The following is a 16,340-nucleotide window of genomic DNA, read 5'->3' as shown; positions in this document are numbered from 1 at the left end:
TCCGCCTGGCCGAGAAGCGGCCTCGATCCTGGGAGTCGGTCGTCGTGCTCTTCTTGGTCATCTTTGGTACTCCTTCCGGGACCATTATGGCCCATGAAAGTGTCCAGAGAATCCCTCAGGCTAAGGAGACGCTACAAGCGTCCCGACTCGAAGAACCCTGTCGCGATCGCGTTCGAGCCCGCGTGGGACCTTCGCCGGATTCGCCCTCACTTCTTCCCTCGCGGCTCGGCCGTGTTGTTCGGCACGCGGGCCGAAGCGCCGACGCCATTGCCCACCGAGGTGGTCATTTGGTCGGGCCGGGTGCCCGAGCAGAATGCGAATTGGGTGTCGGTTGAGCGCCACCTTCAACGATCGCCGGGGAGGGCTCGCCCGACCGGCGACGACCCGACGTCTCCGTGGTCGGATCGCTTCCGGCAGGGGGCGACGATCGTCCCGCGTCTCCTCTTCTTCGTGACGCGACAGGACGCAGGACCGTTGGGCATGCCCGCCGGCAAGGCTGCCGTCCGCTCGCTCCAGCGATCCAACGACAAGAAACCGTGGAAAGACCTGCCGGCGCTGGAAGGAGTCGTCGAAACCGAATTCATCCGGCCCGTGCTCCTCGGCGAAAGTGTTCTCCCGTATCGAATTGCAGAAACGTTTGAGGCCGTGCTCCCCAGGGACCGGGAGGGGATCATGGACGGCCAAACCGATCGGCTCGAAGCTTATGAGGGGCTAGCGTTCTGGTGGCGCCGAGCAGAGGCAATTTGGGAGAAACATCGCTCTAGCAATCGCCTTACTCTTATCCAGCAGCTTGATTTTCAGCGAAAGTTCGAGCAACAGTACCCGATCCAGTCGGAACGGATTGTCTACAACAAGTCGGGCATGCATCTTGTGGCTGCACGGCTCAACGATCGCCGTGCCGTGATCGATCACGCACTCTACTGGGCGACCGCGGCGACTACAGCCGAGGCTCATTACCTGTGCGCCATCCTGAACTCTGCGACCTTCACCGAACTCGTCAGGCCCTTCATGAGTTACGGTAAGGACGAGCGGCATTTCGACAAGCACATCTGGCAACTGCCGGTTCCGCTGTACGACGCGGACGACGACCTCCACCGCCGGCTTTCCGCCCGGGGGGCGGAGCTGGAGGCGGCCATCGGGGCGCTGGAACTCGATCCGGGACGGCATTTCGCGGCCGTGCGGCGCGACGTTCGCCGGGTCATCGCGGAGAGCGAGGCGGGGCAGGACATCGAGGCGTTGGTCGAGGAATTGCTGAGCTGATCGCGTCGGTCGGAGGGGATGGCCGGCCACCCCGCCAGTGTCGAGGGGCTGAGATCGACACGACCCCTGCCTCCCGTCCGCAGGGAGCCAATCCGGGCGACGCGTGTCGCGGGGGGGAACCGCCCTGACCCGGGTCGGCCGGTGTCGCTCCGGGCAAGACGATTGAGGATGCCACCAGCGAGGAGGACTGACGATGAGACACAAGCTTCTGCATGAGCATCACGGCCTGCGCACCTATGTCCTGGTCTTCCAGACCGGCGACGAGGCGATGGCGGGGCTGCTGGACTTTGCCAAGGCGATGGACCTCCGAGGCTCCCGGATCACCGCCATTGGCGCCTTCCGAGAGGCCACGCTTGCGTACTTCAACTGGGAAACAAAGAAGTACGAGTCGATCCCGGTGCCCGAGCAGGTCGAGGTGCTCTCGCTGCTGGGAGACATCGCCTTGGACGGCGACGAGCCGGCGGTCCACGTGCACGCGGTGTTGGGCCGTCGAGACGGATCGACCGTCGGCGGCCATCTGAAGGAGGGGATCGTCCGGCCGACGCTGGAGGTCATCATCGACGAGCAGCCGGAGCACCTGCACAAGGTGCCGGATCGCGTCTCGGGGCTGGCGCTGATCCGGCCGTGAATCGAGGGGGAAGGGCCCGGATCGCTTGAGCCAGGCGGTTCGCAATGGCGATCCGGGCCGGGCCGAAGGAGGTTAGGGGGAGGCCAGGGGCCGGGGCCGGGCCGCGGAGCCGGGCACGTCGAGGAAGGAGGCGCGGAGCGGTTCGTCCCGGGTCCGGCGGTCGATGACGAAGGAGAGGGTGTGCAGGCCGGGGCCGACGTCGAGGGTCAGGTCGTCGGCCGGGGGGACCGGCACGCCGTCGAGGTAGGGCGTCAGGCCCGAGGCCGAGCCGAGGCGGAGGAGGACGTCTCCGGCGGCGGCGGTCTCGAAGCGGAGCCGGGCGACGGTGATCGGGGTGGCGTCGTTGTAGGCGGTGATCGCGGGGAGCTCGTCGATCGGCAGGGAGCCGGAGACGAGGGTGGTCGTCGGTTGCCAGGAGAGCCGGGGGTCGTCTCCGGCGAGGGCGCCGTCGATGCCCAGGCGTCGGATCGCCTCGGCGGCGGGGCCGGTGGGGGCGACCACCTCCCAGGAGCGGACGACCAGCTCGGGGCCGACGGCGTAGGCTCCAGGCTCGCCGAGGGCGGAGAGGAAGGCGAGCAGGTCGAGCAACTCGGCCCGGGTGAGCGGGTCGACCAGGCCGGCGGGCATGAGCGACTTGCCGGGGGCCCGCTCCTCGATCGAGGAGGTCGACAGGGAGCGTTCCGCCCCCTCGGCGTCTCGGAGGACGAGGACGCCGTCGGCCTCCCGGATCGGGATGCCGGAGAGGATGCGGCCGTCGTCGGTGGCGACCACGAGGGAGTGGTAGCCTTCCTTGATCGCCTTATCGGGGATGAGCAGGGACTCGACGAGGTAGTCGTCGGGAGCACTGGCGCCGATGCTCTCCAGCCCCGGGCCGACCTTGCCGCCGGCGCCGGCGATGGCGTGGCACTTGACGCATTGCAGCTCCTCGCGGCGGAAGAGGCGCTCGCCTCGGGCGGGGTCGCCCTGCGAGCGGAGATCGGCGACGAGGGCGGCGACCTGTTCCGGAGTCGCCCTCGCCGGCTCGGCCCCCAGGCCGCCGGCACGGTTCAACGCGTGCACGAGCGGCGATTCGTCCCGGTCGGCCGGGCGAGCCGCCCGGAGGGCGAGCTTGGCGGTGTCGGCCGGCAGGGAGACGCCGTCCAGCGCGTGGGCCATCGCCTCGGGACCCCCGCGACGACCGGCCAGCGCGGCGACGATCGCGGTGGGGTCGGAACCGTCCTCGGAGAGCGCGGCGACGGCGAGAGACGCGGCGGCGTTCACATCGAAGGAGGCGAGCGCCTCGATGGCGCCGACCCGAACGGAGGGAGGGGAGGCGGAGGAAGCGAGCGAGGCGACCAGGCCCCGGGCGTCGTCGCTTCCCGACTCAGCCAGGGCGGCCAGGGCGGCCCGGCGGGCCTCGGGGGGGGCTTCGGGGTCGGCCGCCAGTCCCGAGAGGCCGGAGCGGCGGGGGTCGAGCGACCAGGCCCCGGCGGCCCGGGCGGCGGCGGCCCGGACGGCGGCGGGCACGCCGGGATCGGAGACGAGGGCGGCGATCTCGTCGAGGCGGCCCGACGGCTTCGAGCCCCGGTCCCGGCCCGCGGAGGCGAGGGCGTCGAGCAGCCGGGCGCGGCGGTCGTCGGGGCGGGAGGGGTCGAAGGCGGCGTCGAAGACCCGTCGCAGGTCGTCCGGCTCGCCCAGCCGGCCGATCAGGGCCAGGGCTTCGGCCTCGAACCGTTCCGGCAGGGCCCCCGCTCGGATCAGGGCCATCAGCGGCGGGATCGCCTCCGGGGAGCCGACCGCCAGCAGGGCGAACGCGAGCGGTTCCGGGCCGCCGAGGTCCGACGATCCCTCCCGGACCAGGGGCAGCCAGCGCGGCGCCAGCTCTCGGGAGGTGAGGTCGAGGGCGTAGTCCAGCTCGGTGTCGATGGGCCGAGCGAAGGCCCGGAGGGCGGCCTCGGCCGCTCTCGGGTCGGGCACGGCGGCGAGGGCCCGAATCGCCTCCAGGCGGACTCGGGGGTGCTCGTCGACGACCATCGGGGCGATCGTCTCGATCGGGTCGGAGAGCCGGTCGTGCCAGGAGCCGGCCACTCGGCAGGCGGCGGCGCGGAGGTCGGGGTCGGGGGAGTGGAGCACGGAGGAGAGCAGGTCGGGATCAACGACGTCGAGGGCCTGGTGGAGCCAGAGGGCTTCGAGCGGGGCGTCGGTTCCCTCCGGGTCGCCGGCGAGCCGGGGCCGCTGAAGCCAGGCGGAGAGGGCCGGCAGCACCTCGTCGGCTCCTCGCTCTCGGAGCACGCGGCGGGCCTGCTCTCGGGTCCAGCCCTCGGGGGAGGTGAGGGAGTCGATGAGGTCGGGCGTGGGGGCGTCGGCGATCGCCGGGCGGTCGACGAGCGGGCGGCCTTTGGCGGTGATCCGCCAGATGCGGCCGCGCTGATGGTCGCGGCGGGGGTCGCGGAAGTCGACTTCGCCGTGCTGGATGATCGGGTTGTACCAGTCGGCGACGTAGAGCGCTCCATCGGGCCCCATGAGCACGTCGATGGGACGGAAGCCGACGTGCGAGGAGCGGATCAGGGGCTCTTGCTCTCGGGAGACGAAGCCGGAGCCGTCGTCCTCCAGCGCGAAGCGGACGACCCGGTTGGCGCGGAAGTCGTTCGTGACGAGGTTGCCGACCAGCTCCTCCGGCAGGTGCCGGCCGCTGGCGATGACCGCCCCGCAGTACTTCGGGCTGCCGGGGTTCAGGCCGTGCAGGAAGCGTTCGGGATTGCTGATGGCGGTATAGGTCGCTCCGGGGATGACGTGGGCCACGCCCTCGAAGCCGGCGCCGTCGGTGGCGAAGACCTGGCCTCGGAAATCGTAATGATGTCCCCAGGGATTGACGAATCCCCGGGCGAACACCTCCAGCCGGCCGGTTCCGGGCCGGTACTGCCAGATGCCGCCGCCGCCGAGGCGCCGGGGACCAAATGGCGTCTCGACATGGCTGTGAATATAAACCGATTGATTGAAGTAGAAGAGGCCGTCGAAGCCCCAGCGGAAGGTGTGGACGATGTGGTGTGTGTCTTCGGTGCCGAAGCCGGAGAGGACGACGCGACGCGAGTCGGCCCGGCCGTCGCCGTCGGTGTCCTTGAGGTGGAGGATCTCCGTGCTGTTGGCGACGTAGCAGCCGCCGTCGCCGGGGAGGATGCCGGTGGGGATGAGCAGCCCTTCGGCGAAGACGGTCGAGGAATCGGCGGTGCCGTCGCCGTCGGTGTCTTCCAGGACGAGGATCCGGTCGTTCGCCTCCTGGCCGGGCTGGAGCTGGGGGTAGGTGGGCGAGCTGGCGACCCAGAGCCTCCCGTGTTCGTCCCAGTTCATCTGGATTGGCTTGGAGACCATGGGCTCGGCGGCCCAGAGGTTGACCTCCAGCCCGTCGAGCACGTCGAACGAGCGCAGCTCGGCGGCGGGGTCGGGGTCGGGCAGCTCGGCCAGGTCGCGCTGGGCGAGGGCGGCCGGGGCGATCGCCAGGAGGGCGGCGAGGGTCGTCATCGGCGCTTGGCTCATCGGTCGTCGTCCTCCTCGGCGATGCGCACCAGCTGGTACTCGTGGGGCGCTGGCACCTTCAGCCGGGCGATCTCGGCCTCGGCCTCGGCGACGAGGCGCTCGAACTGCTCGACCTCAACGGCGTTGTTCCCCTGCTCGTGCTTGCGGAAGCCGAACAGGTAGGTCGAGTTCTGGGGGCGGTAGCGATGAAAATACAGGCGGTTCTTGGCGATGATCGCCCGGCGGAGGGCCTCGAATTGCTCCCGGTCGGGCGCGATCTCCACCGGGAAGGAGCCCGGGACGACCGTGATCCCGACGCGGGTCGCCCCGCTGTCGCCGTGGTCGCCGAGACGGTCGTCGAACGGCGGGGGAATTGTTCCATGCCCGGCGCGGAGGGGCTCCCCGTCGCAGGAGACGCGATAGAGGCCCTCGGGCAACCCGTCCACTCGGATCGTGCCCTGGGCCATTGAGCCGAGCGCCGGCTCCCGGTCCGGGAGGCTCGTCCGCTTGAATTGGAACCGGATCCCGCCGGGGATGAGGGTCACGTCTGCGATCGAGCCGTGGGTTGCCTCGATGGCGATCTGCTCGCCGACCGTGATCCTCGCGTGCGGTGCCCCCGAGACGGCGCCGAAGAGGCGATCCGAGAGCCATCGAGCCAGGGATTCCTGGCCCGGCTCGTCGAGATGGATGCCGTCGTCGCTGTAGCTCACGGAGAGGGGGATCATCGGCGGCGGCGTTCCGTCCTTGATGTCGGCCAGGCTCCTCGTCGGGCGATTGGTCATTGCCGTGAAGAGGTCGATGAAGCGATGGCCCCGCTCTCGGGAGATTTGCCCGATGGCCTCGGCGTACCGTTGGATGTCCCGGTTGTGCGGGAGCTCGCCGAAGGGATCGAGCGGATTCGGCCCGCGCTGGGCGATCGGGGAGAGGAGCACGATTTCCCTCGCCCCGGTTGCCTCCAGCGCGTCGAGCAGGCGCCCGTATCCCTCTCGGAATCGGGGAAGCCCTTGCTCGCCGGCCCACGACTCGTTGGCGCCGTAGCCGACGATCAGGAGGGAAGGCGCGGCGGCCTCGACCTGCGCGACGAGTTCCTTGAAGCCGTCTTCCGGCGTGCCGAAGCCGGCTCGGGCCTCGCCGAAGACGGTGTCGCCGCTCCAGCCGAGGTTGCGGAAGGTGATCGTCTGGTCGGGGTGGGCGGCGGTGAGGATCGCCTCGAGATCGCCGAAGTCCTGCATGCGCTCGATCAGCGCGTCGCCCAGGAGGACGATGCGGTCCCCCTCGCGCAGTTCGATCGGGGGGCGGCCGTCGGGTCCGTCGTCCTGGTGCGGGAGCGCCGCGAGGGCCCCGGCCAGGCCGAGGGCGATCGCCAGGTGTGTCATCGGTGGAGGCCCCGTCGTCGTTCGGTCGTTCGTTCGGTGGCGGTGCGGTGGTGCGGTCGTTGGAATGGGAGGGCTGGTCCCTGCACTCTATCCGACAGGGCCGCTACAATCCAACCGGGGAGGCCCACCAGTGCGGGATCCGCGAGATCGCCTCGGCGGCGAGGCGTCGGATCGGCGATGGGGCGGATCTCGATCGCTGGGCGGTGGAACGGAGGGGCTCGACCTGCCGGGCCGGGCCCGGGGAGAGGCGGTGTCGTGACCGCGATCGGCGAGGAAGGAGGGCCTGGCACCCCGCCCTCCCGCGGAGGCCGAGGGCCGGCGGTGTCGGGGCAGCCGGTCTGGACCTGGGCCGTCGGGCCCAGGCCGCGCGACCGATTCGGGGCGCTTTGGCTCAAGGCCAGGGTCTACGCCCGGTACGCCCGCTACCTGCTCTGGGAATTCCGCTGGTCGCTCTCGGTCTTCTGGGGCCTGGTGGTTCTCGGCGGCTGGCTCCTCCACAAGACGTATCACCACGACGGCGAGACGCTCGGCTTCGCCGAGGCCTGCTACGGGATCTTCCTGCTGATCTTCGTCGAGGGGTTCCTGGAGTTCCCCGACGAGTGGTACTTGCAGGTCGCCTTCTTCCTCGTGCCGGTGGTCGGGCTCGGGGCGATGGCCGACTCGCTGGTGAGGCTCGGCTATCTCGTCTTCTCGCGCAAGAATAACCTGCCGGAGTGGCATCGGATGGTCGCCTCGGTGTATCGGGACCACGTCATCGTGGTCGGCCTGGGGACGGTCGGCTACCAGATCGTCAAGGAGATCCTCCAGCTTCGAGAGCTGGTCGTGATCGTCGAGCGGCCGCACGTCGAGTCGGAGCTGATCGAGGAGATGCTTGACCGAGACGTGCCGATCGTTCGCGGCGACGCCCGCTCCCCCAAGACGCTGGAGGCCGCCGGCGTCCGACGGGCGAGGGCGGTCGTCCTCGCCACGCAGGACGACCTGGCCAACCTGGACTCCGCCCTCTCGGCCCGGGACCTCAACCCCTCGGCCCGGATCGTGCTCCGCATGTTCGACGAGTCGCTGGCCGAGAAGGTCGCCGGCTCGTTCGCCCTGCCGGCGGTTTCCACCGCCAAGGTCGCGGCGCCGGCGTTCGTGGCCGCCGCCACCGGCCGGAAGGTGTACCAGGATTTCCAGCTCGCCGGCCGGCACGTCCACCTGATCGACCTGACGATCGAGCCCGGCGGGGACCTCGTCGGCCGATCCGTCGGCGAGATCCAGGCCGACCGCCAGGTGAACATCGTCATGCACCACGGTCCGGGCGGCACGAACGTGAACCCCGACCACGAGATCGTCCTCCGCCCCGGCGACGAGATCCTCGCCATCGCCCCGATCGCCCGGCTCGTCGACCTGGAGCGGCTCAACCGCCGTCGGGAGGACCGCACGCCCCCCCCCAGGGAAAGCCGATCCTCCCCGGCTCCTTTTCTGCCCCCGGAAGACTCCCCCTGACCGCCTCTGCGCCGCTGTCGATCCGATCGACGAGCCACGCCGGTCGCCTCGCCAGGGAGCCTGGCCGATTCCTGGTCTGATCGCAAGGCAATGGGGCTGGGGGCCGCCGCAACCGTCGGTTCGGCCGCTTGCCCCTCGGGTGGGCCCCCCGGGTTGTCTTCCACCCGTGGCGGAGCCGACAACCGCTCGGGTTCCGCAGCCGGACCCCGAGGCACCTGAACGCCGGCCGCTTGACTTGCAAGACGGCCGCTGGGACTGTGCCGACCCCAGCGGAGAGGGCCGTTCGAGCCGGAGTCGGCACGACCTCGGTCCCTCGGAGGGGGGCCCTCCAGGAACCTGACCCTCGCGCTCTCCCCTGCTCCGTCGCTCGGCCTCGGTTCCGTGCGGGATGGGATCCGGGCCGTCCGGGCTGCTCGGTCCTGGCGAGTCGCCCTCGATCAGGCTATGGTGGGCGCTTCCCCCCCGTCCCGTCGGAAGGCCCGAGACGCGAGCGGGACCATCGCGTCGATCGGGACGGAATCGAACCGAATCCCATCGAATCGAATCGAATCGAATCGAATCGAACCGAGCAGGGGAGGACCCGCCATGCGGACGATCGCCTCGAGGATCGCGCTTGCCCTCCTGCTTGCCTGCCCGGGGCCGGTCGCCCGGTCGGCCGGGGACGGGCCCGAGCCGAAGCCTCCGAACGTTGTGTTCATCCTGGCCGACGACCTCGGCTGGGGAGACCTCGGCTGCTACGGCCAGCAAACGCTCCGGACGCCGAACCTCGACCGCCTGGCCGCCGAGGGGATGCGCTTCACCCAGGTCTACGCCGGCAGCACGGTCTGCGCCCCGTCCCGTTGTGTGCTCATGACCGGATATCACACCGGCCACGCCCGCATCCGAGGCAACGCCCGGGATCCGCTTCTGCCCGAAGACGTGACCGTCGCCGAGGCGCTCAAGGCCGCCGGCTATCACACCGCGCTGATCGGCAAGTGGGGCCTCGGCGAGGACGGCTCGACCGGAGTGCCGAACCGGCAAGGGTTCGATGACTTTTTCGGCTACCTGAACCAGGGGCTCGCCCACAATTCCTATCCCGACTTCCTCTGGCGGCAGGAGGAGCGGGTCGAGATCCCCGGGAACGTGATCGGCCCGGAGAAGAACGTGGCCGTCGAGCGCGGGACCTATTCGCACGACCTGTTCGTCGAGGAGGCCCTGGCCTGGGTCGATCGGCACCGCGACGGGCCGTTCTTCCTGTACCTGGCCCTGACGATCCCTCACGCGAACAACGAGGCCTCCCGGGCCACCGGCAACGGCATGGAGGTTCCCGACCTCGGCGCGTTTGCCGAGGAGGACTGGCCCGAGACGGAGAAGGGCAAAGCCGCGATGATCGCCCGGATGGACGCCGACATCGGCCGGCTGATGGCGAAGCTGGACGAGCTGGGCATCGACGACGACACGATCGTCTTCTTCACCAGCGATAACGGCCCCCACCGCGAGGGAGGTCGCGACTTCGACCCCGAGTTCTTCGACAGCAACGGCCCCCTCCGAGGCATCAAGCGCGACCTCTACGAGGGGGGCATCCGAGTGCCGATGCTCGTCCGCTGGCCCGGTCACATCCCCGCGGGAGCGGTGAGCGACCAGGTCTGGGCCTTCTGGGACGTCCCCCCGACCCTGGCCGAACTGGCCGGCCCCGAGGCCGTCGCCGCCCTGCCCGACGACCTCGACGGCCTCTCCGTGGTCCCCTCCCTGATCGGCCCCGAGGCGGCCGGGAGAACCCAGGAGGAACACGAGTTCCTCTACTGGGAGTTCCACGAGGGCCGGGCATCCAAGCAAGCAGTTCGCATGGGTCGATGGAAGGGCGTGCGGCTGGCTCCCGACGGGCCGCTCGAATTGTACGACCTCGAAACCGATCTCGGCGAGGAGAAGGACCAGGCGGCCGAGCACCCGGAGATCGTCGCTCGGATCGAAGCATATCTGAGCATCGCCCGGACCGAGTCGCCCGCCTGGCCGCTGCGGGGGCTTTCCAAAGACTGACCGGTGCGGACGTTTTGTTTTGCTCGAGTGTTCCCCTCGGACGGCGGGACGCCGGCGCCTCCGAGGGGAAAGCATGCGACCGCCGGCCGGTCAATAGGCTTCCGACGAGATCACTTCCCCCCGGGATCGGGTGGAGAGCCCTCGCCAGACGGTCGGGTCGACGGTTTCTTGAATGAAATCGACATGCCCATCACAGAAGAGCACGTTGACCCCTCCCGGATGGAGGCTGCGAGCGGCCTTCCAGCCGGGATTGTGATCGGTGATGCAGTCCGGCCGAGAAGCGTTGGCCGTCTCGTGGTGGTTGTAACGGGTGTTGAGGTAATTGTCGTCCCATTACCCCACCCCCTTGTTGAACAGCCAGCCGGCGCCGGCGGCGTCGCATCCGGCGACGGTCAGGGGAGGGCTCGACACCCGGGCGAAGGCCAGGCCGTGGGTGAGGAGGTCGGCTCCGGGGTCGTCTGCGAGTCCGAGCCGGCGGGGAGGGGCGGGCGATTCAGCCGGAGACGACGGGGACGAAGTCCGGGTTGTCCAGGCCGGGCAGCGGGCCGGTGCTGTCGGCGAAGCGCTCCACGGGGGTGCCGACGCGATCGAGCATCGACACGAAGAGGTTGCACAGCGGCGTGTCCTTGCCGAAGCGCAGGTGGCGACCCGTTGCCAGAGTGCCCCCTCCCCGGCCGGCCAGGAGGATGGGGAGGTTGTGCGGGTCGTGCCGGTTGCCGTCTCGGAGGCCGGAGCCGAAGAGGACCATCGCGTTGTCCAGCAGCGTGCCGTCCCCCTCGCGGACCTGCCGCATCCGGCCGAGCATGTAGGAGAGCTGGGCGCTGTGCCAGGCGTTGATCCGCTTGTATTGTTCGAGCTTCTCGTCGTCGTTCTCGTGGTGGGAGAGCTGGTGGAAGCCTCCCCGGACGCCGTCGAGGAACGAGAAGTCCTTGCCGCTGACCGCGTTGCCGAACATGAACGTGCCGATGCGCGTCGAGTCGGTCTGGAAGGCCAGGACGAGCAGGTCGAGCATCAGGCGGACGTGCTCGGTGTGGTCCAGCTCCCGTTCCTGGAGGTGGCCGGCGTCGTGGACGTAGGTGTCGATGCGGCCGCCGAGGGCCTCGATGTCGCGCCGGGCGTCGGGGTCGTCGAGGTATCGGGCGCGGCGTCCCTCGGCGTCGAAGGCGATCCGGGTTTCGACGGCCCGGACCGAGTCGAGGTATTCGTCGATCTTCAGGCGATCGGCGTGGCCGACCCGGGAGCGGAGGGCTCGGGCGTCCTCCATCACCAGGTCGAGCACGCTGCGGTCGTCCTCGATGTTGCCGGACGACTCGGCGGCCTGGGAGCGGAAGAGGCGATCGAAGGCGAGCTTCGGGTTGATCTCCTTGGCCAGGGGGGTGGTGGGGGTCGACCACGAGATGTGGGAGCCGTAGAGCCGGGTGTAGCCGACGTTGGTGTCCACGCCCCGGGTCACGGGATCCACCCCCAGCTCGAGCGAGGGCAGCGGCGTCATGTGCCCGATCCGGGAGGCGGCGAGCTGGTCGATCGAGACGCCGCCGGAATCCAGGTCGGAGCCGGTGGTCCGGGTGATCGTCGTGCCGGTCAGCCAGCCGGCGGTCTTGACGTAGTGGCCGTCTCCGGTGTCGGTCGCCCGGTTCATCAGGTTGGTCAGGACGAGCAGGTCATCCTTGTGCTCGGCCAGCGGAGCGAGGATCGGAGAGAGCTCGAAGTCCCGGCCGATCCCTTCGGGGGTCCAGGCGTGCGGGTTGACGCCGTTGGGGACGAAGAGGCAGGCCATGCGCACGGGAGGACGCCAGGCGCCTCCTCCCTCGATGGCCCGGGCGGCCGCGGGCTGCATGGCCTCCAGCCAGGGCAGGCCCATCGCGACGCCGAGGCCCCGGAGCATCGTCCGCCGCGTGATCCGTCGGAACGGCTGGCTCATCGGTCAGTTCTCCTCCTCGGCCGCGATCGGCTCGTCGCGGCGATACTGGAACGGGTAGCTCTTGGCGACTTCCGAGATGAGCGTCTGGCTGCGGTCGCCCTGCTCGTCCAGGGCGACGGCGATCGCCTCGATGGTCGGCGCGTCGTAATACTCGACGCCTCGTCTGAGCGCGTAGGAGAGCATGCGCTCGATCAGGTTGCGGACGATCAGGTCGCGCTTCGACTCCTTGAGGATCCGCTTCAACTCGGCCGGGCCGGTGAACTCCTCGCCGGAGGTCAGTCGGCCCGAGGAGTCGACCGGAACGCCGGCGATCTCGTCCCGCCATCGGCCGATCGCGTCGAAGTTCTCCAGTCCGAAGCCGAGCGGGTCGAGCTTGGCGTGGCAGGAGGCGCAGCGGCGCTGCTCGCGATGCCGCTCCAGCCGCTGGCGGAAGGTCAGGCCGTCGATGGGCCGGTCGTCCTGCGAGAGGGTGTCGACGTCCGGCGGAGGGGGGGGCGGGGGGGTGCCGAGCAGTTCCTCGAGCACCCACTTGCCGCGCAGGACGGGGCTGGTCCGGCCCGGGTAGGAGGTCAGCGTCAGGATGCCGGCCATGCCCAGCACGCCCCCTCGGTTCGCGTCCTCCAGGGCCACGCGGCGGAACTCGTCGCCGGAGACTCCCGGGATCCCGTAGAACTCGGCGAGCCGATGGTTGGCGAAGGTGTAGTCGGCGTCGATCAGATCGAGCAGGGAGCGGTCCTCGCGCAGCAGGGCGTGGAAGAAGGCGATCGGCTCCTCGATCATCGCGTCGCGCAGGTCGGAAGAATACTCGGGGAACCGCCTCCGGCTCGGCTCGGCCCCGCTTTTCAGCAGCTCGAGGCGGAACCACTGGCCGGCGAATTGCTCGGCCAGGGCGCGCGACTTCGGGTCGGCGAGCATCCGGCGGACCTGGGCGTCGATCTCCTCCGGTTCGAAGATCCGTCCCGACGCGGCCAGCTCCAGGAGCTCGTCGTCGGGGATGCTCGACCAGAGGAAGTACGAGAGCCGGGCGGCCATCTCGAAGGGGTCGATCCGGTAGGGGCCCTCGGCCTCGGCCCCGTCCTCGGTCCCGGCCTCTCTCTGGCGCTCGCCGAGGAAGAGGAAGCTGGGAGAGACGAGCACCGCCTTCAAGGCGAGCTTCACGGCGTCCTCGAACGAGTCTCCCCGATCGATCGCTCGGCGGACGAGGAGCATCAGGCGATCGATCTCCTCGGCGGTCGCCGGGCGTCGGAAGGCTCGTGTGGCGAACCGCTCCAGGCAGCGTCGGGCCGCCTCGTCGGGGGAGAGGCCGTCGTCGGAGGGCCTTGCGACGAGGAAGGCCTCGGGAGCGGCGGCGTCGAGGACCTTGCCGGCCGCCGCGAGGTACTTCTCCATCAGGATCGGCGGGATGAACAGGGTCGAGCCGTTGTTGTCGAACCCCTCTCCCCCGCTGCCATCGGTCGGGAAGTCGTCGGCGGGCCGGAGGTCGACGCCGAGCAGGTCTCGGATCGAGTTGTTGTACTGTTCATGAGTCAGGCGCTGAATCGGTTCTCGGCCCGGGTCGGTCGGCTCTCCGACGGCGTCGAGCACCTCCCCCAGGGCCTCGACGAGCCGCTGACGCTCGAGCTCGGTCGGACCCGGCTCGTCGGGAGGGGGCATCGTCCGCAATTCGACGGCGTCAAGAACCTGGAGGGAGAGGTCGATGAAGCGTCGGGACGCCTCCTCGTCGGCCAGCACCGAGAGGTCGATGCCGGCCTTCGAGACCTCGGGCCCGTGACACCGGGAGCAGGACCGTTCGAGGACCGGTCGGACGTCTCCGGCGAACGTGGCGGGCCCGTCGCCCTGGTCGTCGGGGCTCGCGGCGAGGGCGAGCAAGATCAGGGCGGGAGTCGCCAGGGACATGGGGCTCACCTCAGAAACCGGGTCATCGCCTCCGACCCGCGAGGCGGGGGCCGCCACGGGGCCGGATCATCGCGGTGAGGAGGATTGCTGGGGAACCTGCGGGTGGGAGGAGGAGGCTCCGACCAGAATGATCTCAGCGTGAGTTTAACGTTTCGCAAACATGGTTTCCAGGTTTCTGACGACGGGGGGGTGCCCCGGGAGATCGCGTCCCGTTGATCGGAGGGAGACGCCAGGCCGGCTCCGTGGCGATCGGAGATCGGAGCGAGCGGCCCTCCGTTCGCCGCTCCTGGCCGACTCGAACGGCCCCGGCCCCGGCCCTGGCCTCCGCCTGGGCGGCCTCCCCGCCCGGACTGGCCGGACTCCCGAGAGCCCGATCACTGTCCAACAGCGGTTGACCGGGGTCCCCAGGCGGGGGTTCCCTCTTCGAACCCGTTGTGCGTCAGGCGGATCAGCCCCGTCCCGTCGACCCGGATCGCGAACAGCTCCCCGTAGGGCTGCGGCTGATCGGGCAAGGAGGCCTCCTCGGCCGACTGGCCGGCTCGCTGGCTGGTGAAGACCACCCACTCCCCGTCGGGGGAGAAGTGGGGGTGGTTGTCCCGGCCCCCGCCGCCGAGCAGCTTCTTCAGGCCCGACCCATCCGGCCGGACCATCCAGAGGTCGAAGTCGCCGTCTCGGTCGCTGGCGAAGACGATCCAGCGCCCGTCCGGGGACCAGTCGGCCATCGAGTCGGTCCAGTCCCCCTCGGTCAGCCGGGTCACGCCGGTCCCATCCCGGCCGATGAGGTCGAGGTTCTTCCGGCCATCCCGTCCCGACCGGATGACCAGCCGCTCGCCGTCGGGGGAGAAGGCTGGGAAGCCGTCGTTGCCTGGGGAGTCGGTCAGAGGGACGGCCTCTCCCCCTTCGGGAGAGATGAGCAGGATGTCCACGTCGCCCTCGGGGCCCTGGAAGACCGGGCCCCGGGCGAAGGCGATCCGGTCCCCGACTCGCGACCAGGAGGTGCTGAACAGCGCGCGACGCGATCCTTGATAGAGCGTCTTGCGATCGCTCCCGTCGACCCCCATCACGTCCAGGCGATCGAAGCTGCCGCCGACCAGCGCCAGGCGAGTCCCGTCGGGGGAGAAGGCCGGGAATGCTCCGTCGAGCCGGAGCATCCGGACGCGAGCCTCGTCGGGGGAACCCCACTCCTCGACGTTCGGAGGGGAGGTGTCGGGGGCTTGGCGGTGATAGTAGACGAGCGAGCCATCGGGAGCGCTGCGGGGGTTCCAGTGGTCGGTCGGGCTGTCGGTCAGGTACGCGATCGCTCGAGACTCGAGGTCGATCCGCGCGATCTGGCGGTGGCCTTCCCGTTCGATGCCGGCGAACACCGCCTTGCCGTCGGCCGAGGCGTGGGGAGTGAAGGCCGAGACGCCGGCCGGGGTGATCCGTTCCGGGTCCGAGCCGTCCCGCCCGACCTTCCAGATGCCCCACTCGTCCTCCCGGCGATGGACGAACAGCGACTCGCCATCGGTCGAGAAGCACGGCCAGCCGGCGTTCTCGACGACCAGCCGGCGATCCTTCCCGTCCGGGGACATGACCCAGACGTCCGTCCCCCCGGGGCGGCCGTCTCCGGAGGCCACGGCGATCAGGTCCCCCCGGGGAGACCAGGACGGGGAGAAGTCGGCCGCCCCCGGCGGCGAGAGGCGCCGGATCGACCGATCCTCCAGGTCCAGGAGGTAGATGGCGTTCCACGGCCTCCCCGGCTCCTCGGCCGGCTCCCGAGTGCTGGAGAAGGCCAGCATCCGACCGTCGGGAGACCAGGCCGGGTGGTCGTCCAGGGCGAAGGCGCTGGTGAGCCGCTCAACCTTGCCGGTGTCGAGGTCGAGCAGGGCGAGTTCCGGGTTGCCGTCGCGCTCGGTGACGAAGGCGATGTGGCGGCCGTCGGGAGAGGGGGCCGCGTTGTAGTCCAGGAGGGGGTGGTCGGTCACGCGACGCTCGCGACCGGAGGCCGGTTCGACCGCATAGAGGTCCCAGCCCCTCGGCGCGAGGGAGGCGAAGGCGATTGTTCCCTCGGGCCGGACCCCGGACGGCGAGGGAGCCTGCTCCGAGGGGGCCTCGCCGGACGAGAGGGTCAGGCCGATCGAGATCAGGGTCGCGGAGATCATGACGGTCAGTTCCTCGGATCGCGAGTTCGATCGAGCCCCAGGGAGACGAGGCGAGCGCTGCCCGCCGGGAGGGTCGACGTCCGGGGACGCTGCGCTCGCCTTGCCCGCGCCGCGTCGCCGACGAG

Annotated in this window: 10 protein-coding genes; 4 read left to right on the top strand and 6 right to left on the bottom strand. The window is 70.1% G+C overall.

Translation table 11 applies throughout. The features are described from left to right. Nucleotides 1–93 precede the first annotated feature (93 nt). Together TsocGM_RS08290 and TsocGM_RS08285 are read left to right on the top strand one after the other, a co-directional pair. Nucleotides 94–1,260 (top strand): hypothetical protein, encoded by a 1,167-nt coding sequence (locus TsocGM_RS08290; protein WP_126724834.1) that lies wholly within the window; start codon nucleotides 94–96, stop codon nucleotides 1,258–1,260. Between the two features lie 193 nt (nucleotides 1,261–1,453). Continuing rightward, nucleotides 1,454–1,888, top strand: coding sequence for a PPC domain-containing DNA-binding protein (locus TsocGM_RS08285; RefSeq protein ID WP_126724833.1), 435 nt, complete (start codon nucleotides 1,454–1,456; stop codon nucleotides 1,886–1,888). Between the two features lie 72 nt (nucleotides 1,889–1,960). On the opposite strand, the gene TsocGM_RS08280 is transcribed toward TsocGM_RS08285, so the two are convergent. Together TsocGM_RS08280 and TsocGM_RS08275 are read right to left on the bottom strand one after the other, a co-directional pair. Beyond that, nucleotides 1,961–5,401: a PVC-type heme-binding CxxCH protein gene (locus TsocGM_RS08280; RefSeq protein ID WP_126724832.1), complete on the bottom strand. Its 3,441-nt coding sequence runs from the start codon at nucleotides 5,399–5,401 to the stop codon at nucleotides 1,961–1,963. Further along, nucleotides 5,398–6,756, bottom strand: coding sequence for an SGNH/GDSL hydrolase family protein (locus tag TsocGM_RS08275; protein WP_126724831.1), 1,359 nt, complete (start codon nucleotides 6,754–6,756; stop codon nucleotides 5,398–5,400). The genes TsocGM_RS08280 and TsocGM_RS08275 overlap by 4 nt, the downstream gene beginning before the upstream one ends. A gap of 321 nt (nucleotides 6,757–7,077) precedes the next feature. On the opposite strand from TsocGM_RS08275, the gene TsocGM_RS08270 reads away from it, so the two are divergent. Both TsocGM_RS08270 and TsocGM_RS08265 read left to right on the top strand, forming a co-directional pair. Next, complete coding sequence (locus TsocGM_RS08270; RefSeq protein ID WP_126724830.1) at nucleotides 7,078–8,241, top strand: potassium channel family protein; 1,164 nt, start codon at nucleotides 7,078–7,080, stop codon at nucleotides 8,239–8,241. A gap of 585 nt (nucleotides 8,242–8,826) precedes the next feature. Then, nucleotides 8,827–10,257, top strand: coding sequence for an arylsulfatase (locus tag TsocGM_RS08265; RefSeq protein WP_126724829.1), 1,431 nt, complete (start codon nucleotides 8,827–8,829; stop codon nucleotides 10,255–10,257). A 90-nt stretch (nucleotides 10,258–10,347) separates the two neighbouring features. Here TsocGM_RS08265 and TsocGM_RS08260 read toward each other — a convergent pair whose 3' ends face one another. The 4 genes from TsocGM_RS08260 to TsocGM_RS08245 all read right to left on the bottom strand — a co-directional run bounded on the left by TsocGM_RS08260 (nucleotide 10,348) and on the right by TsocGM_RS08245 (nucleotide 16,215). Beyond that, entirely contained in the window at nucleotides 10,348–10,521 is a 174-nt protein-coding gene (locus tag TsocGM_RS08260) for an H-X9-DG-CTERM domain-containing protein (protein ID WP_126724843.1), read from the bottom strand. 229 nt (nucleotides 10,522–10,750) lie between these two features. Continuing rightward, entirely contained in the window at nucleotides 10,751–12,178 is a 1,428-nt protein-coding gene (locus tag TsocGM_RS08255) for a DUF1552 domain-containing protein (RefSeq protein ID WP_126724828.1), read from the bottom strand. 3 nt (nucleotides 12,179–12,181) lie between these two features. Then, nucleotides 12,182–14,074, bottom strand: coding sequence for a DUF1592 domain-containing protein (locus TsocGM_RS08250; RefSeq protein ID WP_126724827.1), 1,893 nt, complete (start codon nucleotides 14,072–14,074; stop codon nucleotides 12,182–12,184). A gap of 374 nt (nucleotides 14,075–14,448) precedes the next feature. Continuing rightward, complete coding sequence (locus tag TsocGM_RS08245) at nucleotides 14,449–16,215, bottom strand: PD40 domain-containing protein (protein WP_158633433.1); 1,767 nt, start codon at nucleotides 16,213–16,215, stop codon at nucleotides 14,449–14,451. Nucleotides 16,216–16,340 lie beyond the last annotated feature (125 nt).

Origin of the sequence: Tautonia sociabilis (genome assembly GCF_003977685.1) — a bacterium.
GTDB classification, from domain to species: domain Bacteria; phylum Planctomycetota; class Planctomycetia; order Isosphaerales; family Isosphaeraceae; genus Tautonia; species Tautonia sociabilis.
The sequence above is the reverse complement of the archived record's forward strand: the minus strand, read 5'-3'. Positions and strand labels throughout refer to the sequence as shown.